Source organism: Phyllobacterium sp. 0TCS1.6A (assembly GCF_026420825.1).
Classification (GTDB): domain Bacteria; phylum Pseudomonadota; class Alphaproteobacteria; order Rhizobiales; family Rhizobiaceae; genus Phyllobacterium.
The window spans coordinates 118,743-142,051 of the sequence record NZ_JAPMAB010000008.1 but is presented as its reverse complement, the minus strand read 5'-3'; the positions used below and the strand labels follow the sequence as shown (position 1 = coordinate 142,051).

Below are 23,309 nucleotides of genomic sequence, written 5' to 3'. Positions count from 1 at the left end.
GAACCGACCGCTCAGTCCTCGTTGGCTGCCAGGGCTGCGAGCACCTTGCCCTTGCCGCGAGCCCGCATGATCAGCGGCACGACGACGGCGCAGACCGCGAGAACCAGCAGGGCGACAGCGATCGGCGAACCGACCAGAACCGTGAAATCGCCCTGGCTGATCTGGATGGCGCGCCGGAGCTGCGTCTCCGCCATCGGCCCAAGGATCAATCCGACGACCACGGGAGCGATCGGGTAGCCGAACTGGCGCAGGAAGTAGCCGAACAGCCCGAACAGGATCAGCATGGCAAGCTCGAACGAGAATGCCAGCCAGCCCAGCTGGAATATTGCCGAATTGGCGCCGATCGTCCCCAGCGTCGCGAAAACCAGGATGCCGGCATAGAGCCACGGCTTGGGAATCGACAGCAGGCGGACCCAGAGGCCGATCAGGGGCAGGTTCAGCACGAGCAGCATGAAGTTCGCAACGAGCAGGCTGGCGATCAATCCCCAGACGATGGCCGGGTTCGTCGCAAACAAGAGCGGACCGGGCTGAAGCCCGAACTGCTGGAAGCCGGCGAGCATGATTGCCGCCGTTGCCGTTGTCGGCAGGCCGAGCGTCAGGAGCGGCACCAGCGTACCCGCGGCAGAGGCATTATTGGCCGCTTCGGGACCCGCGACGCCCTCGATGGCGCCATGACCGAACTCTTCCGGCCGCTTTGCCATCTGTTTTTCCACCGAATAGGACAGAAACGTGCCGATTTCCGCGCCGCCCGCCGGCATGGCGCCGATGGGGAAGCCGATGAAGGTGCCGCGCAGCCACGGCTTCCACGAGCGCGACCAGTCTTCCTTCGTCATCCAGATCGATCCCCTGACCGCTTCCACCTTTTCATCGGCTGCGAGGCGCGAAGCCGCGACGCTCAACGTCTCGCCGATGGCGAACAGGGCGACCGCGAGCGTGGTGACCTCGATACCGTCGAGCAGGTCCGGAATGCCGAAGGCGAGGCGCGCCTGCCCGGTCAATTGATCCTGGCCGACAAGGCCGAGTGCGAGCCCGATGAACAGCGCCGTCAGCCCGCGCAAGGTGGAATCGCCGAAAGCGGCCGAAACGGTCATGAATGCGAGCACCATGAGAGCGAAATATTCGGCCGGTCCAAAGGAAAGCGCGAACTTCACGATCCATGGCGCGATAAGCGCGAGCCCGATGGTGGCGATGAGGCCCGCCACGAAAGAGCCGATGGCGGCAGTGGCAAGCGCTGGCCCGCCCCGCCCTGCCCGGGCCATCTTGTTGCCTTCGAGCGCCGTGACGATCGACGCGCTCTCCCCGGGCGTGTTGAGCAGGATGGAGGTTGTCGATCCGCCATACATGCCGCCATAATAGATGCCCGCGAACATGATGAGCGAGCCCGCGGGGTCAAGCTTGTAGGTGACGGGCAGCAACAGGGCGACGGTCAGCGCCGGGCCAATGCCGGGCAATACGCCGACGGCTGTGCCGAGGGTGACGCCGATCAAGGCATAGAGCAGGTTGATCGGCTCCATCGCAACGGTGAAGCCCTGGATGAGCAACGCAAAGGTGTCCATGCTCTCAGCCTCCGAATGCCAGCCGCTCGATCGGGCCTGCCGGGAGCGACAATTGCAGCCCCTTCGAGAACAGGACCCAGACGACGAAAGAGAGGATGATGCCGACCGGCACGGTCAGCCATAGTTTCTTCTTGCCGAAGGCGCGCGCGGTGGCTGCGAAGAGCAGGCCGGTGGCAATCGAGAATCCGACGAAGTTCAGCAGGAGCATTTGCGCCGCGAGACCGCCGACGATCCAGACCACAGGTCCCGCCTGTTGCGCTTCGCGTTCCGGGAAGTCGCCTCTGAGCGCCTCCGCTACCGTCCACAGGGAAAGAATGAACAGCGCGCCCGCAATGGCATAGGGGAATACAGCCGGGCCGATGAGCGTGGCGCTGCCGCCATGGGCCGTCGCGGTGCTATAGGCGATAATGGCTGCCAGCAGGGCGAGAAACGCTGCTATGACCAGCGCCGCCCGATCGGGGCGGCGCGTGTTTCCGGTGCGCTGCTGGCTCATTTGACGAGGCCGATATCTTTCAGGATTGCGGCCGTGGCCTCGGTATCCTTGGCAAGCTGCGCCTTGAAGGCATCACCGGCCAGATAGGTATCGGCCCAGCCCTTGGCCTTCAGCTGCTCCTGCCAGCCCTTGGACTTCACCAGCTTCTCGATATCGGCACCGATGGCAGCTTCCTGTTCGGGCGTGATGCCCGGCGCTGCGGCGACCATGCGCCAGTTCTGGATCGAAACATCGACACCGGCTTCCTTGAAGGTCGGCGCGTCGATGCCTTCCAGCTTGGCGTCGCTGGAAATGCCGATGATGCGCAAGGTACCGGCCTTGATCTGCGATTCGAACTCGCCATAGCCGGAAATGCCGACGGTCACCTGCCCGCCCAATATGGCAGCCAGGGCCTCGCCGCCGCCCGAGAAGGCGATGTAATTGACCTTGGTCGGATCGACCCCGGCGGCCTTTGCAATGAGGCCGGCCGTGATGTGGTCCGTACCACCGGCGGAACCGCCACCCCAGGAAACGGAACCCGGGTCGGCCTTCAGCTTCTCGACAAGATCCTTCATGCTCTGGATCGGCGAGCTGGCCGGCACGACGACGGCCTCGTATTCGCCGGTGAGGCGGGCGATCGGCGTTACCTGGTCGAGCGTCACGGGCGACGCATTGGTCAGGATGGCGCCGACCATGACATAGCCGCCGACGATCAGCTGCGACGGGTCGCCCTTGCCCGAATTGACGAATTGCGCGAGGCCGATCGTGCCGCCGGCGCCGGTGACATTCACCACCTGGACATTGCCGGAAATCTTCTCTTCCTGCAGTACGGTCTGGAGCGTGCGGGCCGTCTGGTCCCAACCACCGCCGGGCGCGGCGGGCGCCATGATCTTGTAATCGGCGGCAAAGGCCTGGCCGGAAAGCAGCACGGCTCCGGCGGCGACAAAGGCAAGCAACATCTTACGCATGCGAAATCCTCCCATGGCGGCGTGGGCGCCGCCTATCCTTCATTGATCTCGAAGTTCTGGAAGATGCCGCTCATATCCGGATGTGCACCGGATCTGATCTCTCATGTGATTGCGACGGACAGCCTCCCAGCAGCCTCCTCACCCTGAAAATGATACTAGAAAACTGTCAGGAAGCTGTCACGCGAAATGCGCGGCCCGTTCGCGGCAACTAGATCCGCCGGAAAGTGAGGTAAGCACCAACGCGGCCTTCGCGGTGGGCCTTCTGCTCGTAGCGGGTACCGGGCCAGCCTTCATAGGGCGTATGCCAATCCGCCGGACTTGCCGCCTGCCAGTCGAAATCGGGATGCGCATCGCAATGCTGCAGCGTCCAGTTCACATAGGTATCTATGTCGGAAGCAAAGCGAAAGCGCGCACCCGGCTTGAGTACGCGGGCGAAGCGATCGAGATTTTTCCCGCTGACGAACCGGCGCTTCCAGTGCTTCTTCTTGGGCCAGGGATCAGGATAGAACAGGTCTATCCCGTCCAGCGAAGCCTCGGGCAGCCAATCCAGCACCTGCGTTGCGTCATCGTCGTAAAGCCGGATGTTCTGAAGCGGATTGGCATGGAGATCGACCACCAGCTTTGCCATACTGTTGACGAATGGCTCGACGCCGATGAACCCGGCCATGGGGCAGCGCGCCGCCTCATGCAGCAGATGCTCGCCGCCGCCGAAGCCGATTTCCAGCCGTACCGCGCCGACCTCCGCCGAAAACAGCGAACGCAGATCTGCCGGCGCGGGCTGGTCGAGGTCGAGTTTCAGGACCGGCAGAAGCTCATCCCGGATCGAACGTTGCAGCGGACGCAGTGTCTTGCCCGCTCGCCTGCCGAAAAAAGCTTCCGTGGACCTTGCCCGCCTCGCCTCCGTCATGATTGTCACGCGTGGCCGCTCAGGCGGCCACGGCGCTCTTCAACTGCTTGACGAGATCGGTCTTCTCCCAGGAGAACGAACCATCCCGGCCCGGCTTGCGGCCAAAGTGGCCATAGGCGGACGTCTTGGCATAGATCGGCTTGTTGAGGTCGAGATGCTTGCGGATGCCTGTCGGCGACAGGTCCATGACGCTTCGCAGCGCCCGCTCGACGGCATCTTCCCTGACCTTGCCCGTGCCATGAAGATCGACATAGACAGACAGCGGCTGCGCTACGCCGATAGCGTAGGAAAGCTGGATCGTGCAGCGGTCGGCGAGACCGGCGGCAACGACGTTCTTGGCAAGGTAACGCGCGGCATAGGCGGCCGAACGATCAACCTTCGTCGTATCCTTGCCGGAGAAAGCACCGCCGCCATGCGGCGCGGCGCCACCATAGGTATCGACGATGATCTTGCGCCCGGTCAGCCCGGCATCACCGTCGGGTCCGCCGATGACGAACCGACCGGTGGGATTGATGTACCAGATGCAGTCATCCGCGACCCTCAGATCACCGAGCGCCTCGAGAATATAGGGCTCGACTACCTTGCGCACCTTCTTCGAGTCCCAGCTTGCATCGAGATGCTGGGTCGAGAGCACGATCTGCGTCGCTTCCTTGGCAACGCCGTCGACATAGCGCACGGTCACCTGGCTCTTCGCATCCGGTCCAAGCTTGCCGACATCGCCCTCGCCCTTGTGGCGGGCAATGGAAAGCAGTTCGAGGATCTTGTGGGAATAATAGATCGGTGCGGGCATGAGGTCTGGCGTTTCGCGGCAGGCATAGCCGAACATGATGCCCTGGTCGCCGGCTCCCTCTTCGCCCTGCCGGTCGGCGGCATTGTCCACGCCCTGCGCGATGTCCGCCGATTGCGGGTGGAGAAGCACGTCGATCTTGGCGGTCTTCCAGTTGAAGCCGTCCTGTTCATAGCCAATGGCGCGGATGGCACGCCGCGCCGCGGCGCGAAAACGCGATGGGTTGATGACAGGATTGCCCTGCGCATCCTTTACCGTCTTGCCGTCCTTGTCCTTCTTCAACAGCGTATCAGGCACCCGGACCTCGCCGGCGATGACAACGCGATTGGTCGTGGCGAGGGTTTCGCACCCGACACGCACGCTCCACGGATCGACGCCCGTCTTGCGGGCTTCTTTATAAATCATGTCGACGATTTCGTCGGAAATCCGATCACAGACCTTGTCCGGATGACCTTCCGATACGGATTCACTTGTAAAAAGGTAGGAACTGCGCGTCACGGGAAACCCCTCTTGAAAGCTCGCAAATGCCAAAAGGCGCATAGTCTTTGCCAAGTCAAAGACATTCCGTCAATCGCTTTCATTTTCAAACTTGTGGCCGTGCAGGGATTTTATTTTTCGCAGAACGTCGGAGGCTTCAGCCGACGTCATCCTCCTGACCGAGCGTACGCACCAGATCGAGCACCTTGCGCCTTATCTTGGGGTCGCCGATCCTGGCGAAGGCGCGAGCAAGCTGAATACCCTCGGAACTGTTGAGAAATCCGACGACATAGGTCGTTTCACTCTCCTCGTCGAAGCCTTTCGATCGTTCCGCCTGACCGGGCATGTCGTCGAAGAAGAAGGTGACGGGAACATTGAGAATATTCGCAATCGCCTGCAATCGGCTGGCGCCGACGCGATTGGTCCCCTTCTCGTATTTCTGGATCTGTTGGAATGTAATGCCAAGACTTTCGCCAAGTTTCTCCTGGCTCAAGCCAATCATATTGCGGCGTAGTCTAATTCTTGCGCCAACATGAAGGTCAACGGGATTCGGGCTCTTTTTATTATCGGACATGAAAATCTCATTCGTATGAAATGGGGCTGAGTATTAATTTTATCATCAATGTATCAACGGACCAAATAAGGCCCTTATTCGACAGGTCGGTGCTCAAATGTCAACCGAACCTTCTCCTGTGACGCAAAAAATACGTCATTGTTGCAACCAGTACGGCTAGAATAACAACCCAGAATTGAGCATTGCGCGTCGCCTCGCTCATAGGTGGCCGTATCCTGGCCGGCAATCGGACATCCGATACGCCGACCGCATTCAGCGCCAGCCCGTCGATGATTCGTCCATAGGGATCGACCACGGCGGAGAGGCCATTATTGGCAGCCCGGATCAGCGGCAGGCCGAGCTCCACCGCCCGCAACTGCGCCTGGCGGAAGTGCTGGTACGGGCCGGGTGTATCGCCATACCAGGCATCGTTGGTGACATTGACGATGGCATTGGCTGGCGGGCCTGCATAATCCATCTCGCCGGGGAAGATGGCCTCATAGCAGATGAGCGGCAGCACCGCGAAACCCGGCAATACGGGAAGCGAACGCCGACTTGCCGCCGGCGTGAACCCGCCCGGCATCTCGACTACCTCGGTGAGGCCGAGCCGCCGCAATATATGCTCCAGCGGCAGATATTCGCCGAAGGGGACGAGGTGCACCTTGTCGGCCGCACCGGTTATTCCGTTCTTGCCATCGATCACATAGATCGAATTGTAATAAGCGGGCTCCGCGTCGCCGTCCGGCTCTTCCAGCCTTATCGCGCCCGCCAGGAGCGTCTGCCCATCGCCAAGCGTCTCCGTGATCGCCTTCATCGCGTCGGGGGATTTCGTCAGGAGGTAGGGCACGGCAGTTTCCGGCCAGACGATTATCTGGGGACTGGCGGCGCCCGCTGCCGGTGGCTGACGCGTCAGGTCGAGGTATTTGTCGAGGATGTCACGCCGCGCGTCGGCATCCCACTTCATATCCTGCGCAATGGACGGCTGGACGATACGCACCTGCGGTCCATCGTCGACGATCGTCGCATTGGACAGGCGAAGCGCTCCGTACCCCACATGCAAACCGATCAGGACGATTGCCAGCGCCGCACCCGCAAGGCGGTGGAGGCGATCGGAAACGAGCGCCGGCATGGCGAATACGATCACCGCGAGCACATTCATCGCCAACAGGCCGATAACCGCCGAAGACTGCATGAGCAGTGGCACGGGCATGGCCGCATAGCCGATGGCATTCCAAGGAAAGCCGGTCAACAGGAATGACCGAAGCCACTCCGCCAACCCAAGCCCGAAGGCGAGCGCGAAGATGCGGCCTAGCCCATCGCTCCACACGAGGCGGGCAATGGCGGCGCCGAGCCCATAGAACAGTGCAAGGAAGGCCGGCAGGCCGAGTATGGCGAAGGGAATGGCCCAGGCGAAATTCTGCGCGTCCACCAACAGCGCATTTCCGATCCACCAGAGCCCCAGGACGAAATATCCGAAGCCGAACCACCATCCGGTGAGGGCTGCGGGCAGGAGCCGCCATATGCCCCCTCGATCAGGCCCGCCAGTCGCTCCGTCGATGAGCCAGACCAGAACAGGAAATGCCATGAAGGCGGCCGCGACAAAATCATAGGGCGGAAGCGCGAAACTGGCGCACCCACCGGCAAGGAACGCCGCAAGAGCGCGCTTCCAGCCCGACAGCAGCGCCAGCTTGCCTATCCAAAGCTGAAACGCGCTTTTCTCCCGCTGCGGGCCGTCCATCCGCTTCTGGCGCAATTGCAGCGACGAATTGGTCATTCCCGCTCTTGCGCGGACTGGTCTTGCGGGACCTCGTCGCGCGCATCGGGCCGGCTGGTGCGCCGTTCGCCATGCCGCACAGGCGCGATGCGCACCTTGCGGATGCGGCGTGGATCGACCTCCAAAACATGGAACTCGTAGCCTGGCACGGCCTGCACGGTTTCGCCCCGCACCGGAATCCGGCCGAGGATCGAGAAAATGAGGCCGCCGACCGTGTCCACGTCCTCCCCGTGCTCGCCGACGATGAAGGCAGGGCCGATCGCTTCAGCGATTTCCTCGAGTTCGGCGCGGGCATCGGCGATAAAGCTGCCATCGGCCTCGGCAGTGATCATGACCTCGTCATCATCATGCTCGTCCTCGATGTCGCCGACGACCATCTCGACGACGTCCTCCAGCGAAACAAGTCCATCGGTACCGCCATACTCGTCGATTACCAGCGCTATCTGGATACGCTGGGCCTGCATGCGCGCCATGAGCTCGTTTGCAAGCATCGATGGCGGTACGAACAGCACCGGCCGCATCAGGTTCAGGTCGGCCACGGATTTCGTCAGGTCGACATTGGAGAAATCGAGCTTGGCGCCGGCGGTCGTCTTGGCGCTGCGCGCGGTCCGGCGAGCCGCCTTCGGCCGCGACACCTTGGTGATATGATTGACGACGTCGCGGATATGCACCATGCCGCGCGGGTCATCCAGCGTCTCGGCGAAGACCGGCATGCGCGAATGTCCGGATTTCTCGAACATTTCGAGCAGATCGCCCAGCGATGTGGAGATTTCGACGGCCTCGATGTCCGCCCGCGGAATCATCACATCCTCCACGCGCAATTCGCGCAGGCGCAGGATGTTGTGAAGCATGGCCCTTTCTTCCGGCGAAAAGGCGGAATCGTCATGATGTTCCTCAGCCAGCGCGGCGTCGATATCCTCGCGCAGGGTATTGCCCGCACGGTTGCGTAGGAACGGAAAGATCGTTGAAAGAAGCGAGCGCTTTTCGGGGATGGGCGCTCTGGGCGTACTTTGCCCTTCGGCATCACTCTCCTGACCGCTGGAGCTCTTGGCTGCTGCGGCCGGATCGTTCTGGTGCGACGTGTCAGACATGGTCCTCAATCGTGTTGATCGTCAATGACCGATAGCGCATATGGGTCCGGGATGGCAAGCCGCGCGAGCACGTTGCGCTCCAGCTGCTCCATTTCTTCCGCCTCCTCGGTCTCCAGATGGTCATATCCGAGCAAATGGAGCAGGCCGTGCACGATGAGATGCGTCAGATGGTGGTCGAAAGGCTTGTGCTCGGTCAGTGCTTCCCTCTCGACCGTTTCCCGCGCGATGACGATATCGCCGAGCATGGGTCCGGGCTTCTGCCCCCGTTTCACCGGGAAGGCCGGGAATGACAGCACGTTCGTCGCCTTGTCCTTTTCGCGCCAGTCGCTGTTGAGCTCCCGGATCTGCGCGTCGTCGGTAAAAACGAGGCTGAGCTCGCTCTCCGGTTGCCGGCCGGCGTCCAACTCGTCCCAGACGGCGGCGACGGCACGCCGTGCCAATGCTTCAAGCTGCGCCGCCTCGTACCAGCCGTCGCTTTCAATCAATATGTCGATATCGATCACGGTCGAAACCTTTATTCCTCGCTAGCGTCGGCGATCGCCACTGGCGGGCACGCCAGACCCGGTCAGGGCCTGGCGCCTTCCTTGTCATAGGCCCGGACGATGGCCGCAACCAGCGGATGGCGTACGACGTCCACATCGGTGAAGCGCACGGTGACGATCCCCGGCACGTCGTCCAGTATCTTCAACGCCTCGACCAGGCCGGATTTCTGGCCGGGCGGCAGGTCGATCTGGCTCGGATCGCCGGTGATGATCATGCGCGCATTCTCGCCGAGACGCGTCAGGAACATCTTCATCTGCATCGAGGTGGTATTCTGCGCCTCGTCGAGAATGATCGCCGAATGGGCAAGCGTGCGCCCGCGCATGAAGGCCAATGGCGCGATCTCGATCACGCCCGCCGCAATCGCCCGCTCGACCTTGTCGGCAGGCATCATGTCGTAGAGCGCATCATAGAGCGGGCGCAGATAGGGATCGACCTTCTCCTTCATGTCGCCCGGCAGGAAGCCGAGCCGCTCGCCGGCTTCGACGGCGGGACGCGAAAGAATGATGCGATCCACCAGGCCGCGTTCCAGCAGCATGGCCGCATGGGCGACGGCAAGATAGGTCTTGCCGGTACCGGCCGGGCCGACGCCGAAAACGAGCTCGGCCCGATCGAGCGCCCGCATGTAGGCGTCCTGGGTCGGCGTGCGGGCAAAGATCGTCTTCTTGCGGGTGGAAATCTGTGCGACCGCCATTTTGCTCTTTTCCATTGTTGGCAGCGACAGCTGGTCATCGGCAGCGACGGCCATTCGCAATGCACCATCGACGTCGGATGCCGAAATGTCATGGCCCTTCTGCAGCAGCTCGTAAAGCTGGTCGAGGGCGCGCCTTGCCTGCTCGGTCGCACCCGGCTCGCCGCGGATCGCAAGCTGGTTGCCCTTGGAGCGTACATCGACGCCGAGTTTCTTCTCGATTCGGGCGAGATTTTCATCGAATTGGCCGAACAAGGCGCTCGCCAGTCGATTGTTGTCAAAGGTCAGTACGATATGCGCCAGATCTGAGGCTCCTTTCGGAGCGGGTTTCAGCTTCTCGGTGGCGTTCAAACGGCTCTCCTAAAGTTCTCAGCCTTTATATAACCCTGCTGCCTGCCGAATCCATCTCCCGAATGCCGATAAGGCTGTTGGTTCCGGTATCGATGATTCGTACATTGATAATGTCGCCGATTCCACCGCCGTGTACATCGATAATTACAGGTTGTAACCAGGGAGAGCGTCCGACCATCTGTCCGGGCTGCCGGCCGGCCTTTTCGATCAGCACATCCATGGTCTTGCCGATGAGGCTGCGCTGGAACGCATATTGCTGTTCACTGAGCAAGGCCTGCAGCCGCTGGAGCCTGCTATCCTTGATTTCCTCGGCGACATGATCGGCCATATCGGCACCGGGAGTACCCGGCCGGGGTGAATATTTGAACGAATAGGCGGCCGCATAGGTCACATCGCGCGCAAGCTGCATCGTCGCCTCGAAATCCGCCTCCGTCTCCCCCGGAAAACCGACGATGAAATCGCCGGACAGCGCTATGTCCGAACGGGCATTGCGGATTTTCTCGATAAGACGCACATAGTCGCTGCCCGTATGCTTGCGGTTCATCGCCTTGAGAATACGGTCGGAACCGGCCTGAACGGGCAGATGGAGATAGGGCATCAGCATGCGCAGGTCGCGATGCGCCTCGATCAACGCATCCTCCATGTCGCGCGGGTGGCTGGTGACGTAGCGCAGCCGCGCGAGGCCGGGGATTTCGGCCAGCCTGTAAAGAAGCTCCGCCAGGCCCCATTCGCGGCCATCATCGCCCTTGCCGTGCCAGGCATTGACGTTCTGCCCGAGCAGCGTCAGCTCCCTTACACCCGCATCGACGAGCTTTTCGGCTTCCTTGAGTATCTGGCTCACCGGCCGCGAGACTTCCGCCCCGCGCGTATAGGGTACGACGCAGAATGTGCAGAACTTGTCGCAGCCTTCCTGCACCGTGAGGAAGGCGGTGACTCCACGGCTTCTCGTCTGTTCCTTTGGCGGCGATGGAAGATGTTCGAACTTGTCTTCGATGGCGTATTCGGTCTCGACCACGCGCTCGCCCTGCCGCACGCGCTGCAAGGCCTGCGGCAGCCGATGATAGGTCTGCGGGCCAACGACGAGATCGACCACCGGCGCGCGCCGCGTGATCTCGTCACCTTCGGCCTGCGCGACACAGCCGGCGACGCCGACAGTCAGCTCGCGACCCTCCTTGGCCCGCGCATCCTTCATCTTCCGCAGCCGGCCAAGGGCGGAATAGAGCTTTTCCGACGCCTTTTCACGGATATGGCAGGTATTGATCAGGACGAGGTCGGCATCCTCGGCGGTGTCGGTCGGGCTATAGCCCTCCGCCGCCAGGCTGTCCGCCATGCGCTGGCTGTCATAGACATTCATCTGGCACCCATAGGTCTTCACATAGACCTTGCGCGCATTGCCGCGCGGGGCTTCATGCGTGGATGCTCCGGACTGATCGTCCAGTTCCTTGATGCTGCTGATATCGTCCATGCGCGGCTTCTACCGGTTTTTGGCCGGTTTGAGAATAGCCGAGTTGCCTTCGTCGTCGGCTTCGCCGAATTCGCGGCCCATCAGGGATGTCTGCATCATCCGGCGCACGCGATCCTCCATGACGCGGGTCAGTGCCTTGCGGTCGCTGGCCTCGTCGATGATCACCGGTTCGCCAAAGCGCACATCGACATCGAAGGCGCCCTCGCGCAGCATGCCGAGAAGGCTCGGCCCCAGTTCCACATCGCCCGGCCAGGCAATGATCGGGCGATGGAAGCGCCCCATCGGAATACCATGAACGCGGGTATAGGCGATGGCCACCGGCTGGATGACGACCTGTTTTGCCTCGGTCTCCTTTGTGGCGAACTGAGCGGCGCCGAACAGGGAGGATTTGAACGGCAGTATCCTGTTGCCGTCCGAGGTCGTGCCCTCCGCAAACAGGACCATGACATCGCCGGCAGCCAGGCGTCGCGCGATTTCGCTGGCCTGGGCGCGGGTCTTTCCGGGCCTGTTGCGTTCGACGAAGACCGTATCCTGCAGCTTCGACAATAGTCCGAACAGCGGCCATTGCGCCACCTCGGCCTTGGCGATGAACGACATCTCGAACAGCGAAGCGAGCACGACGATATCGCTCCATGAGGAATGATTTGCCGCCAGCAGGAGCGGACGCCCCTGCGCCGGCACGCCGTGGACATGAACGCGCACGCCGAGAATACGCAACATCGACCGGTGAAACAGCAGTGGCAGCTTACGGCGCAGCCCCAGGCCGGCCTTGACGAGCACGAACTGGATCGGAACCAGGAGAAGCACCACAAGGGCGAAGGCCAGCGATGCCAGGACCAGCCTGATGCGTGCGATCATGTCAGCGGCCAGCCGTCAGGTCGCGCCGCATGGTCAGGGCAGCGACACGCCCCGCGGCCGTCTCGTAATAGCCCGGCCGCCTGCCGACCTGCTTGAAGCCGAGCCGGCGATAAAGGGCAATGGCGGCGGCATTCAATTCATCGACCTCCAGGAAAAGCATTCCAGCCCTGGCATTGTGCAGGTGCCGCAGGGTGGCATCCATCAAGGCATAGCCCAATCCCTGCCGCTGCGAGGCGGGCGCGACGCCTATGGTCAATATCTCGGCCTCGTCCAGTATCTGCCGGGCAAGCACGAAACCGCCGGGCGGCGCTTTGCGGTTTCCTTCCTCGCGAGCGATGAAGCCGAAGGTCCTTGCGTCGCGCAGCATGGCTTCGATATCGTCCTCGCTCCACGGCTGGAAGAATGTCGCTGCATGTATCGGCGCGACGTGCCGCGCATCCTCGCGCGTCAATGGTTCGATGACGAAGGGCCGCTGCCGCAGGCTATCGAAGGGAAATCCCATCATTGAGCGTCCTCCTGCCGCTTGAGGACAAAGCCCTGTTGCGGCTTCACGTCGAGACCGCGCAGGTAGAGCGGGCTCGGCACGCCGGCGGCAGTGCGTGAAGCGCCCAGACGGGCGAAAGCTTCGGCCGAGCCGGTGGCCCGATGCGACGCAATTTCCAACGCCTGCCCAAGCTGTGCATTGACGAGCGCCGCGCCAGAACCCGACAGGACCACTGGCCCCATATCCTGCAGTTTTTCCATGATGGCAGGCAACGCATTGACGGCCGGTTCCGACAGCGGCTCGCCAGCCTCGGAAAAGAACTGCGAATAGAGTTCGTCGCGCCGCGCATCGATGATCGAAAGGACGGCCCTGCCAGGCGCCTCCTGCCGTGCATCCCATGCCAGCGCTTCCAGGGTGCTTACGCCGACGACAGGGCATTTGAGGGCAAGGGCGAGGCCACGCGCCGTCGAAACCCCGACGCGGACGCCCGTGAACGAACCGGGCCCGACGCTGACGGCGATCTTGGCAATGTCGGAGATGGAATGACCGCTCCCTCGCAAGGTCTCGTCGAGCACGGCCATCAGCTGTTCCGCATGGCCCTTGCCGATATCATGGCTGACCTCGGATAGCAGGGTGCTGCTCTCCATGTCGAGGAGAGCGGCAGAACAGAGATTTGCGGCAGTGTCGAGCGCGAGCAATTTCATTTGCTACCGCCTAAACAAGATTGCGGCGGCAAACAAGTAGCTTGCGCCGGCTATTGCCCGGTTTCACCGGCGAGCTTGGCCTTCAATTCCTGGCGGCGGCGGTGTAGCACCGGTTCGGTATAGCCGTTCGGCTGCTCGCGCCCCTTGAACACGAGATCGCACGCGGCCTGGAATGCAACGGAGCCGTCGAAATCAGGCGACATCGGCCGGTAATATGGATCGCCTTCGTTCTGCCTGTCGACGACGGCTGCCATGCGCTTCATCGTTTCGAGCACCTGGGTCTCGTTCGTCACACCGTGATGCAGCCAATTAGCGATGTGCTGGGCGGAAATGCGCAGCGTCGCCCGATCTTCCATGAGCCCGACATTGTTGATGTCAGGCACTTTCGAACAGCCCACGCCCTGGTCGATCCAGCGGACGACATAGCCGAGAATGCCTTGCGCATTGTTGTCGAGTTCGCGCTGGACATCCTCCGGCGTCCAGTTCGGCCGGCTTGCGACGGGAATCGAGAGGATATCGCTGAGCTTGGCGCGCGACCGCTGCTTCAGGCCGGCCTGCACCTCGGCGACGTTCACCCTGTGATAATGGGTGGCATGCAGCGTGGCGGCCGTCGGCGAGGGAACCCAGGCCGTGTTCGCGCCTGCCTTCGGGTGGCCGATCTTCTGTTCGAGCATGGCGGCCATCAGGTCGGGCATGGCCCACATGCCCTTGCCGATCTGCGCATGGCCGGAAAGGCCGCATCCGAGGCCTATATCCACGTTCCAGTTCTCATAGGCGCCGATCCAGGCGGCCTGTTTCATGTCGCCCTTGCGGATCATCGGGCCGGCTTCCATGGAGGTGTGGATTTCATCGCCAGTGCGATCCAGGAAGCCGGTATTGATGAATACCACCCGCTCTCTTGCGGCGCGAATGCACTCCTTGAGATTGACCGTGGTACGCCGTTCCTCGTCCATGATGCCCATCTTCATGGTATTCGGGGCCATTCCGAGAATTTTCTCGACGCGCGCGAACAGTTCCGATGCAAAGGCGACCTCTTCGGGCCCGTGCATTTTCGGCTTTACCACATACATGGAGCCGGCACGGGAATTCGCATGCCTGCCGCCAGCGCCGATATCGTGCAGAGCCGCCAGCGCCGTCACCGCCGCGTCCATGATGCCTTCCGGGACTTCTTGCCCCTTGCTGTCCAGGATGGCCGGATTCGTCATCAGGTGACCGACATTGCGCACCAGCATCAGCGAGCGGCCAGGCAAAGTGAGTGGCTTGCCATCGCGACCGGTATAGGTACGGTCGGGGTTGAGCTTGCGGGTGACCGTCTTGCCGCCCTTCTCGAAACTGTCTTCCAGATCGCCCTTCATCAGCCCGAGCCAGTTGCGGTAGACAACGACCTTGTCTTCCGCATCGACGGCAGCAACGGAATCTTCGCAATCCTGTATCGTGGTCAGGGCGGATTCAAGAATGACGTCGGCAATATGCGCGGCATCGGTCTTGCCGATCGGATGTCCGGCATCGACGACGATCTCCGTATGCAGCCCATTCCTGGCCAGAACGACGGCGGACGGCGCCGATGCGTCACCGCGATAACCAACAAATTGCGCCGGCTCGGCCAACCTGACATCGCGGTCGCCGAGAACGATCGCGAGAGCGCCGTCCTTGACTTGGAGGCCGGTCACATCGGACCAGCTGCCGCTTTCCAGCGGCGCACTCTCGTCAAGAAATTTCCGCGCCCATTCAATGACCTTGGCGCCGCGCTGCGGATTGAAGGATGTTCCCTTTTCGGCGCCACCATCCTCGGAAATTGCATCGGTTCCGTAAAGGGCGTCGTAGAGCGAGCCCCACCTTGCATTGGCGGCGTTCAGCGCATAGCGCGCATTCATCACCGGCACGACCAGCTGGGGCCCCGCCGTGGTGGCTATTTCCGGATCGACATTGGCCGTGGAGACGGAGAATTCGCCGCCCTCCGGCAAGAGATAACCTATCTCGCGCAGGAATGCCTCGTATTCCTGGTCGCCATAGCCGCTCTCCCGCCGGTCGCGGTAGAACTGGTCGAGCTTCTCCTGAAACAGGTCGCGCTTTTCGAGCAATGCCCGATTGCGCGGGCCGAGTTCTTCGATGATGCCGGCGAGGCCATGCCAGAATTTCTGCACATCGACACCGGTTCCCGGCGCAGCTTCCTTCTCGACAAAGTCGTAAAGTTCCTGCGCCACTTTCAAACCGCTGATCTCGATGCGCTCGCTCATGTGTGCCAACTCCTGATTGTTTCTCGTCTTCCTTGAACACGCTGAGCGCGATGCAGTCAACGCGCTCATCAAACCTGTATCGATTAAATGAGGCCGCCTAATGCGCTATGCGGGGGCGGCCGGTCGCGGTCGCGATGATCACCGCCTCGATGAATTTGCGCTGGTCCTCCACCGTCGCCGCCTTGATGTCCCGCCGGATGCCGATCTGCGCCTCATCCGTGCCGGCCTCCTGCGAAAGCAGCATGACCTGTTCGCGCAGCGCAGTTTCGGCAAAGCCCAGGGCTTCGTCCTCATCGGCAAAATCGGCAAGCACATTGCCGGCCGAGACACGAAACAAGCCCTCGGTCGGCTGGCTGACAAGCGCCTCGACCGCAACGCGCACCTGGCCGACAACGGCGCCGAGCGCATTGGCGACGTCGGTATCGGCGGGTACGATGGCGGCGATGCCGAGTTCCTCGCCCACGGCGGGGTAATAGACGGGGGCCGATGCACCGAGACCGACCAGTGGACGGTCGATCTCGAGCTTGATGCCGGCGATGCCGTGTCGGCGCTCCAGCGCGTTCTGGACGAGCAGATGCGAAACCACCTCCGCGCCCTCATGGCCATCTTCGGCAAAGGCCGTCTCCAGCACCACCTCGGACGAGCGGCGCACCAAAGCACGATAGGTACGCTCCGACAGTTCTTCGGGCGTGTCGCAGAACGGCCGTCCTGCACCATCCTTGCGCCGGGCGAAGAGGATCGCGCCGTATCTGGCCGCTTCGGCATCCCAATTCGCCTGGAGGCCGAGCACATGGCACGCATCGGATGGCGTGAAACCTGCAAGGTGGATCAGCCCGCGGGCCACCAGCCTGTTGATGCCCGCGGTCTGCGACACGGAGTTGAGCAGCCTGTCGAGGGGCTGAGGCTCACTGGTGATCCGCTCGAAGAGCTCCGCCTCGCTTCTGCTCAGGCCGGACGCCATGCGCGCGGGAATGCCGGTGCGCAGCGCAAAGCGACCGTCCTGCCTGCCGGCATTTGCGGCCTTCACCTGGCGGAGCAGATGTTCCCGAACTTCGCCATGATTGGCAGCAAGCAGCGACAGCGGTACGAGCCGGCGCGGACCGAGCTTGATGCCGGGCTTCATGGCATTATCGTCCAGCGAAACTTCCGAATCGCCTCCAAGGCCGAACGTGCGCATGGCGACGGCCTCGACCATCGTCCGGAAACCGCCGACCGTGGCGCCATCGGGATCGAGTCGCGGCCTGCCCTGCTCGAGTACCGCCACATCCGTGGTCGTGCCGCCGATATCCGATATCAACGCATTGTCGAGGCCCGTCATGTGGCGGGCGCCGACAAGACTGGCGGCCGGACCCGACAGGATCGTCTCGATCGGCCGATGCCGGGCAAATGCTGCCGAGACCAGCGCGCCATCGCCCCGCACCACCATGAGCGGCGCATGGATATTGCGCTGGACCAGAAAACCTTCGGTGGCCGTGACGAGCCTGTCGATCATGGCGATCAGCCGGGCATTGAGCACGGTCGTCAGAGCGCGGCGCGGTCCGTTCAGCTTGGCTGAAAGTTCATGGCTGCAGGTAACGGGCAGGCCCGTCACCGAGTGAACGAGAGAGCGGACAGCCACCTCGTGCTCCGGATTGCGCACCGCGAAATAGGCGCAGACGGCAAAGCCGGTGACCTCCTGGCTCAACGATGGCAGCAGTTTCTCGAGTTCCGTACAATCGAACGGCTGGGGCCTGCCATAGACGTCATGGCCGCCCGGCACGAAGATGACAGGATCGGAGCCGAGCGCCGATTTCAGATCGGCTTTTTCAAGGTCCGATTGCGAAAACCCGACCATGACGAGGCAAATCCGCCCGCCCTGCCCTTCGACGAGGGCATTGGTCGCAAGGGTGGTCGACATGGAAACAAGCCTGATGTCCGCGGGATCGACTGAAGCTTCCGCCATGATGCGATCCACCGCACCGGATATGCCGACGCTCAGGTCATGGCGGGTCGTCAATGCCTTCGCCTTGGCGATCACACCGAGCGCCTGGGACCAGAGCACCGCATCGGTATAGGTGCCGCCCGTATCAATGCCGAGAAAGATTGCTTCTTCTTGGGGAGATTGAATCATGGTGACCTGCGTTTTTTTATTGCAGGATTAGCCTATGGGCCGTCGCCCCGCTAGGTCGCGAACAGGCTAATCTGCCGGAACCTTGTCGCAGACACGGCGTTCACAACAGCAAGCAGGGGGACCTCACATGGCATCACGATCAGCAGCGGCACATGCCGGTTCCAGGAAAGTCATCTATGCGGCGATCCTCGGCAACCTGCTCATTGCCGCCACCAAATTCATCGCCGCTCTCTTCACCGGCAGTTCCGCCATGCTTTCGGAGGGCGTGCATTCGCTCGTCGATACCGGCAATGGCGGATTGCTGCTCTATGGCCTGAGGCGCGCGGCGAAACCGGCCGACACGTCGCATCCGCTGGGGCATGGGCGTGAACTCTATTTCTGGAGCTTCGTCGTGGCGCTGCTGGTATTCGCTGTCGGCGCCGGTGTGTCCTTCTATGAGGGGCTCATGCATATTCTCGAGCCGGAGCCCGTCGAGAACCCCTTGATCAATTATGTGGTGCTGGGATTTGCGATGCTCTTCGAGGGCACTTCCTGGTATATCGCCCTCAAGGAATTCAGGCAGGCGAAGGGCGATCTCGGCTATGTCGAGGCAGTGCGCGAGAGCAAGGACCCGAGCGTTTTCACCGTCCTGTTCGAGGATACGGCCGCCCTGCTCGGGTTGATCGTCGCCTTCATCGGCATTTCGGCTGCCCAGCTTCTGAACATGCCCGAACTCGACGGCGTCGCATCCGTGGCCATCTCGATCATACTGGCCGCTACGGCGATCTTCCTTGCACGCGAGACCAAGGGCCTGCTCATGGGCGAAGCCGCGCTCCCGGAGGTGGAGCAGCAGATACTCGACATAGCGAACCGCGATCCCGCCGTGCAGACGGCGAACGGCGTGCTGACCGTCCATATGGGGCCGCGGCAGATCGTTGCCGGCCTGAGCGTCGAGTTCGAGGATCACATGCCGGCGCCGGAAATCGAGGCCTGCGTCCAAAGGATCGAGACCGCGCTGAGAACCGCCAATCCGGATATCGTCACGCTGTTCGTCAAGCCGCAAACGACCGGCACCTGGGAGAGCCGCCGCAAGATCATCGAAGCCGGATAGTAATCAGTCGTCGCCCTCGACCACGCGCAGCCTCAGCTGGCCTGTCGCCGAAGCGGCCGATCGCGATGTTTCGACCGCGGCACTGTCGGCGGGCGCTTCGGCCAGCTCCAGCGCCTCGATCTTCTGGCCGCGCTTCGTCACCTTGCTGGAAGAGACGAGAATATCGTCTATATCCTTGCTCGCCTGGCCGAAATGCCCCTGCAGCTTGCGCACCCGATCGTCGAGCCGGCCCACATCCTCCATCAGCCTGACGACCTCCTTCTGGATGAGATGCGCCTGTTCGCGCATCCGCACATCCTTCAACACGGCCTGGATCACCTGGATCGACAGCATCAGCAGGGAGGGCGAAACGATGACGATCCGCGAGCGATGCGCCCGCTGCACGATCGCTTCGAAATTCTCATGGATTTCGCCGAATATCGATTCCGAGGGCACGAACAGAAAGGCGGTGTCCTGCGTCTCGCCGTTCAGAAGATATTTGTCGGCGACATCGCGAATGTGAACCTCGAGGTCGCGCTTGAACCGGCTCGCCGCATCGCGCTTCTCCTCGGCGGATTCAGCTGCCCGGATGGCGTTCCAGGCCTCCAGCGGAAACTTCGCATCGATGACGAGGCTCGGCGCTCCATTGGGCATGCGCACCAGGCAATCCGGCCTGCTGCCATTGCTCAGCGTCGCCTGGAACTCATAGGCGCCCTGCGGCAGGCCATCGGCGATGATCGCCTCCATGCGCGCCTGGCCGAAAGCACCGCGGGTCTGCTTGTTGGCGAGGATCGCCTGCAACTGCACCACCTGCCCCGCCAGCGACTGGATATTGTTCTGCGCCGTGTCGATGACGGCCAGACGCTCCTGCAGCCGGGCGAGATTCTCGTGGGTCGATTTGGTCTGCTCCGTCATGGTATTGCCGATGCGCACGGTCATCCCGTCGAGCCTTTCGCGGATGGACTGGTTCAATTCGGATTGTCGCGAGCCGAAAAGCTCGGCCATCGTCTGCATCCGGCCCTGCATTTCCGCCTGGCTCTTGAGTATTTCGCTCATCCTGGCCTCGGCGTCGCGCGCACGGTCCTCGGCCTGTATTTCGGCGATAAGCCTGGCCTTTGCCGATCGCTGAACGATGATACAGGCTATGATGATGACGAGCAGCATGACCGCCGCAGCCGCGACCAGCGCCGCGCCCACGGAAACGGATGTCGCCCCCAGCTGAAAAAAGGTCTGATTCAAAGCGTTCGATGGTTCCATGGCTGGAGACTATACGATTCGGCCGGCAAATGTGAGATCAAAACAAGAACATTTTCGCAATTGCCGCTTGCCTCGGATTGACGCGCCAAAGTCCAGATATTAGGTGAATGACATGTCTATCAAACCACTCATAATCCTGCCCGACCCGCTGCTACGCCAGACGTCCAAGCCGGTGGAGCATTTCGATGCGGACCTGCGCAAGTTTTCGCAGGATATGCTCGACACGATGTATGACGCGCCGGGAATTGGGCTCGCGGCGATCCAGGTCGGCGTGCCGCTGAGGATGCTCGTTATCGACCTTGCCAAGGAAGACGAGCCGAAGGCGCCGCAGATATTCATCAATCCGGAAGTGCTCTCCTCCAGCGATGAACGCAATGTCTATGAGGAGGGCTGCCTGTCGATTCCCGATTATTATGCCGAGGTCGAAAGGCCGAAGCAGGTTCGCGTCAGCTATCTCGATCTTGACGGGAAGAAGCACGAGGTGGAGGCGGATGACCTTCTCGCCACCTGCCTGCAGCACGAGATGGACCATCTGAACGGCGTGCTGTTCATCGATCACATATCCCGGCTGAAGCGCGAGATGGTGGTCAAGAAATTCAGGAAGCTGGCCAAGGACCGTCCGCCGAGCAAGTTGGCGGTATAGGCGATGAGCTTGCGCATCGTCTTCATGGGAACGCCGGATTTCGCCGTTCCCATCCTCAACGCCCTTATCGGCCAGGGTCATGAAATCGTTGCGGTTTACAGCCAGCCGCCGCGACCGGCGGGGCGCCGTGGGCTTGAGCTCACCCCCTCCCCGGTCCATCGCAATGCCGAACAGTTCGGCATCGAGGTTCGCACGCCGAAAAGCCTGAAGGACCCGGAGGAGCAGCAGGCCTTCGCCGATCTCGGCGCGGACGTGGCGGTCGTCGTCGCCTATGGGCTGATCCTGCCGAAGCCGATTCTCGAAGGCACCAGACTGGGTTGCTACAATGCCCATGCCTCGCTTTTGCCGCGTTGGCGCGGCGCCGCTCCCATCCAGCGCGCCATCATGGCCGGAGACAGCGAAACCGGCATCATGGTGATGAAGATGGATGAGGGCCTCGACACGGGGCCGGTCGCCATGGCCGAAAAGCTCAAGATCACCGCCGACATGACGGCGGGGGAATTGCACGACCAGTTGAGCATGTCCGGCGCCGATCTCATGGTGCGCGCCCTCGCGGCGCTGGAGCGCGACAGCCTGACGCTGACGCCGCAAGACGAAGATGGCGTTACCTACGCCGCCAAGATCACCAAGGTCGAAACCCGGATCGACTGGAGCCAGCCCGCCATCGATATCCATAATCGCATTCGCGGCCTTGCGCCCTTTCCGGGCGCCTGGTGCGAGATGGAGATCGGCGACGATCTCGAACGCGTGAAACTGCTGCGTTCGGTACTGGCGACGGGCGTCGGAGCACCCGGCACTGTCCTCGACGCCGAACTGCGCATCGCCTGCGGCGAAGGCGCGGTCCGGCTGCGTTCGTTGCAGCGCGCCGGCGGCAAGACCATGGACAGCCAGGAGTTTCAGCGCGGGGCGAAGATCGCACAGGGGACGCGGCTCCCATGAACCGCTGATCGCCATGCCGCGCTACAAGCTCACGGTCGAGTATGACGGCACGCCCTATGCCGGCTGGCAGCGCCAGGAAAACGGCCATACCGTACAGGCCGCGATCGAACTTGCCGTTTTCAGGTTCTGCGGCGAGAAACTCTCCATCGGCGCGGCCGGCCGCACGGATTCAGGCGTCCACGCTACCGCGCAGGTAGCGCATATGGACCTTTCCAGGGACTGGAGCGCCTCCAAGGTGCGGGAAGCGCTGAATGCGCATCTCGTCGTCGCCGGCGAGGCCGTCAGCATCATCAATGTGGAGCGGGTGCCGGCAAGCTTCGATTCGCGATTCTCGGCGCTCGGGCGGCACTATCTTTACCGGATGATCAACCGGCGCCCGCCCGCGCCGCTCGAAGCCAACCGCGCCTGGTGGGTGAAGAAGCCACTGGATGAGGCGGCGATGCACGAAGCCGCCCAGCGGCTGGTGGGCACGCATGATTTCACCACGTTCCGCGCCACGCAGTGCCAGGCAAAGAGCCCGGTCAAGACACTCGACCTTCTGACGGTGGAGCGACATGGCGAAATCGTCGAAATAAGAGCGTCGGCGCGATCCTTCCTGCACAATCAGATACGATCATTTGCAGGCACCCTGCACGAAGTCGGATGCGGGCGCTGGAGCGCAGACGACGTGACGGCGGCGCTCGACGCCAGGGACCGGAAGGCATGTGGCCCGGTCGCGCCGCCCTATGGGCTCTATCTCATCGGCGTGGATTATCCGATGGTCACCGCTTCCGGCGCCGATATGTCCAATGCGGTCTGAAGCAGCAGCATCAGAAACAGCGAACCGACCATCAAGGCGATGAAGAACGCCGCCGAATAGGCATAGGACTTCTTCAGCACGATGTGCGTCAGCCTGTAGGTCAGCACCATGATCATGGCGTAGAGCGCAAGGCCCAGCGCCGCCGTGACGGCCGGCCAGCCCGGCAGCAGGGTGCGAAGCACGGTGGCCGGCGCCATCATCCAGGCGGCGATGACCGTTCCCCAGTTGGTCGCGACCACATAGGGACTGTATCGCTTGCTGATGCCCAGCGGGCGCGCCACGAGCGCGAGCAGCACCAGAGGCAGCACCCAGGCGGTGAGATCGACAAAGGCGACGCGCCCCATGATGGAAAGGCGGCTGCCGGCCTCCGGCCGCGCCGCAATGAGGTCATTGGCGAAGATGATCCAGCTGAGGATCAGCGGCGGCAATGAAATCGTAATGGCGTGAAAGGACTTCCAGAACCCGTCCTCGGAAATATCCAGCCGCTCGAGCCCGTCCGCATGGCCGGTCATCATGCGCCAGGCGCCGAAAAGGTAGTCCTGAATTTCGTTCCAGTCGGGTATGTCGTTCATTCGCT

General features: G+C 62.2%; 22 protein-coding genes. 4 read left to right on the top strand and 18 right to left on the bottom strand.

Annotated elements, in window-relative coordinates:
• Window positions 1–11 precede the first annotated feature (11 nt).
• The 16 genes from OSJ75_RS17210 to OSJ75_RS17135 form a co-directional block, all read right to left on the bottom strand.
• Complete coding sequence (locus tag OSJ75_RS17210; protein ID WP_250019187.1) at window positions 12–1,556, bottom strand: tripartite tricarboxylate transporter permease; 1,545 nt, start codon at window positions 1,554–1,556, stop codon at window positions 12–14.
• 4 nt (window positions 1,557–1,560) lie between these two features.
• Complete coding sequence (locus OSJ75_RS17205) at window positions 1,561–2,049, bottom strand: tripartite tricarboxylate transporter TctB family protein (protein ID WP_267228882.1); 489 nt, start codon at window positions 2,047–2,049, stop codon at window positions 1,561–1,563.
• Complete coding sequence (locus tag OSJ75_RS17200) at window positions 2,046–2,996, bottom strand: Bug family tripartite tricarboxylate transporter substrate binding protein (RefSeq protein WP_250019189.1); 951 nt, start codon at window positions 2,994–2,996, stop codon at window positions 2,046–2,048. Before OSJ75_RS17200 ends, OSJ75_RS17205 begins: the two co-directional genes overlap by 4 nt.
• 208 nt (window positions 2,997–3,204) lie before the next feature.
• Window positions 3,205–3,903, bottom strand: coding sequence for a tRNA (guanine(46)-N(7))-methyltransferase TrmB (gene trmB, locus OSJ75_RS17195; protein WP_250019243.1), 699 nt, complete (start codon window positions 3,901–3,903; stop codon window positions 3,205–3,207).
• Window positions 3,904–3,922: 19 nt separating this feature from the next.
• Complete coding sequence (gene metK / locus OSJ75_RS17190; protein ID WP_267228881.1) at window positions 3,923–5,188, bottom strand: methionine adenosyltransferase; 1,266 nt, start codon at window positions 5,186–5,188, stop codon at window positions 3,923–3,925.
• A gap of 136 nt (window positions 5,189–5,324) precedes the next feature.
• Window positions 5,325–5,741 (bottom strand): helix-turn-helix domain-containing protein, encoded by a 417-nt coding sequence (locus OSJ75_RS17185; protein ID WP_250019191.1) that lies wholly within the window; start codon window positions 5,739–5,741, stop codon window positions 5,325–5,327.
• Between the two features lie 100 nt (window positions 5,742–5,841).
• Window positions 5,842–7,458: an apolipoprotein N-acyltransferase gene (lnt, locus tag OSJ75_RS17180; RefSeq protein ID WP_267228952.1), complete on the bottom strand. Its 1,617-nt coding sequence runs from the start codon at window positions 7,456–7,458 to the stop codon at window positions 5,842–5,844.
• 32 nt (window positions 7,459–7,490) lie between these two features.
• Entirely contained in the window at window positions 7,491–8,585 is a 1,095-nt protein-coding gene (locus OSJ75_RS17175; protein ID WP_250019192.1) for a hemolysin family protein, read from the bottom strand.
• Window positions 8,586–8,590: 5 nt separating this feature from the next.
• Window positions 8,591–9,088, bottom strand: a complete 498-nt coding sequence (ybeY, locus tag OSJ75_RS17170) for an rRNA maturation RNase YbeY (RefSeq protein WP_250019193.1) — start codon at window positions 9,086–9,088, stop codon at window positions 8,591–8,593.
• A 62-nt stretch (window positions 9,089–9,150) separates the two neighbouring features.
• Window positions 9,151–10,167 carry a PhoH family protein gene (locus tag OSJ75_RS17165; protein ID WP_250019194.1) on the bottom strand — a complete coding sequence of 339 codons (1,017 nt, stop codon included), beginning with the start codon at window positions 10,165–10,167 and terminating at the stop codon, window positions 9,151–9,153.
• Between the two features lie 25 nt (window positions 10,168–10,192).
• Window positions 10,193–11,632 carry a tRNA (N6-isopentenyl adenosine(37)-C2)-methylthiotransferase MiaB gene (gene miaB, locus OSJ75_RS17160; RefSeq protein ID WP_250019195.1) on the bottom strand — a complete coding sequence of 480 codons (1,440 nt, stop codon included), beginning with the start codon at window positions 11,630–11,632 and terminating at the stop codon, window positions 10,193–10,195.
• Between the two features lie 9 nt (window positions 11,633–11,641).
• Window positions 11,642–12,490 (bottom strand): lysophospholipid acyltransferase family protein, encoded by an 849-nt coding sequence (locus tag OSJ75_RS17155; protein ID WP_267228880.1) that lies wholly within the window; start codon window positions 12,488–12,490, stop codon window positions 11,642–11,644.
• 1 nt (window position 12,491) lies between these two features.
• Window positions 12,492–12,992, bottom strand: coding sequence for a ribosomal protein S18-alanine N-acetyltransferase (rimI, locus tag OSJ75_RS17150; RefSeq protein WP_416362583.1), 501 nt, complete (start codon window positions 12,990–12,992; stop codon window positions 12,492–12,494).
• Window positions 12,992–13,678: a tRNA (adenosine(37)-N6)-threonylcarbamoyltransferase complex dimerization subunit type 1 TsaB gene (gene tsaB / locus OSJ75_RS17145; RefSeq protein WP_267228878.1), complete on the bottom strand. Its 687-nt coding sequence runs from the start codon at window positions 13,676–13,678 to the stop codon at window positions 12,992–12,994. The genes rimI and tsaB overlap by 1 nt, the downstream gene beginning before the upstream one ends.
• Window positions 13,679–13,728: 50 nt before the next feature.
• Window positions 13,729–15,915, bottom strand: coding sequence for a malate synthase G (locus OSJ75_RS17140; RefSeq protein ID WP_267228877.1), 2,187 nt, complete (start codon window positions 15,913–15,915; stop codon window positions 13,729–13,731).
• A gap of 97 nt (window positions 15,916–16,012) precedes the next feature.
• The gene (locus tag OSJ75_RS17135) at window positions 16,013–18,025 is read right to left on the bottom strand and encodes a hydantoinase/oxoprolinase family protein (protein WP_267228876.1); all 2,013 of its coding nucleotides are present in this window, start codon (window positions 18,023–18,025) and stop codon (window positions 16,013–16,015) included.
• 127 nt (window positions 18,026–18,152) lie between these two features.
• Here OSJ75_RS17135 and OSJ75_RS17130 point away from each other — a divergent pair, with 127 nt between their 5' ends.
• Window positions 18,153–19,115: a cation diffusion facilitator family transporter gene (locus OSJ75_RS17130; RefSeq protein ID WP_250019201.1), complete on the top strand. Its 963-nt coding sequence runs from the start codon at window positions 18,153–18,155 to the stop codon at window positions 19,113–19,115.
• 3 nt (window positions 19,116–19,118) lie between these two features.
• Here OSJ75_RS17130 and OSJ75_RS17125 read toward each other — a convergent pair whose 3' ends face one another.
• Complete coding sequence (locus tag OSJ75_RS17125) at window positions 19,119–20,351, bottom strand: DNA recombination protein RmuC (RefSeq protein WP_267228875.1); 1,233 nt, start codon at window positions 20,349–20,351, stop codon at window positions 19,119–19,121.
• A 112-nt stretch (window positions 20,352–20,463) separates the two neighbouring features.
• On the opposite strand from OSJ75_RS17125, the gene def reads away from it, so the two are divergent.
• The 3 genes from def to truA are packed head-to-tail and all read left to right on the top strand — an operon-like array spanning window position 20,464 to window position 22,732.
• Complete coding sequence (gene def / locus OSJ75_RS17120) at window positions 20,464–20,994, top strand: peptide deformylase (RefSeq protein WP_250019203.1); 531 nt, start codon at window positions 20,464–20,466, stop codon at window positions 20,992–20,994.
• A 9-nt stretch (window positions 20,995–21,003) separates the two neighbouring features.
• A complete protein-coding gene (gene fmt / locus OSJ75_RS17115) occupies window positions 21,004–21,933 on the top strand; it encodes a methionyl-tRNA formyltransferase (protein ID WP_267228951.1) in 930 nt (309 codons plus the stop codon).
• Between the two features lie 13 nt (window positions 21,934–21,946).
• Window positions 21,947–22,732 carry a tRNA pseudouridine(38-40) synthase TruA gene (truA, locus tag OSJ75_RS17110; protein ID WP_267228874.1) on the top strand — a complete coding sequence of 262 codons (786 nt, stop codon included), beginning with the start codon at window positions 21,947–21,949 and terminating at the stop codon, window positions 22,730–22,732.
• Here truA and OSJ75_RS17105 read toward each other — a convergent pair.
• Window positions 22,684–23,304 carry a hypothetical protein gene (locus OSJ75_RS17105; RefSeq protein WP_250019205.1) on the bottom strand — a complete coding sequence of 207 codons (621 nt, stop codon included), beginning with the start codon at window positions 23,302–23,304 and terminating at the stop codon, window positions 22,684–22,686. The genes truA and OSJ75_RS17105 overlap by 49 nt on opposite strands.
• Window positions 23,305–23,309: the final 5 nt, after the last annotated feature.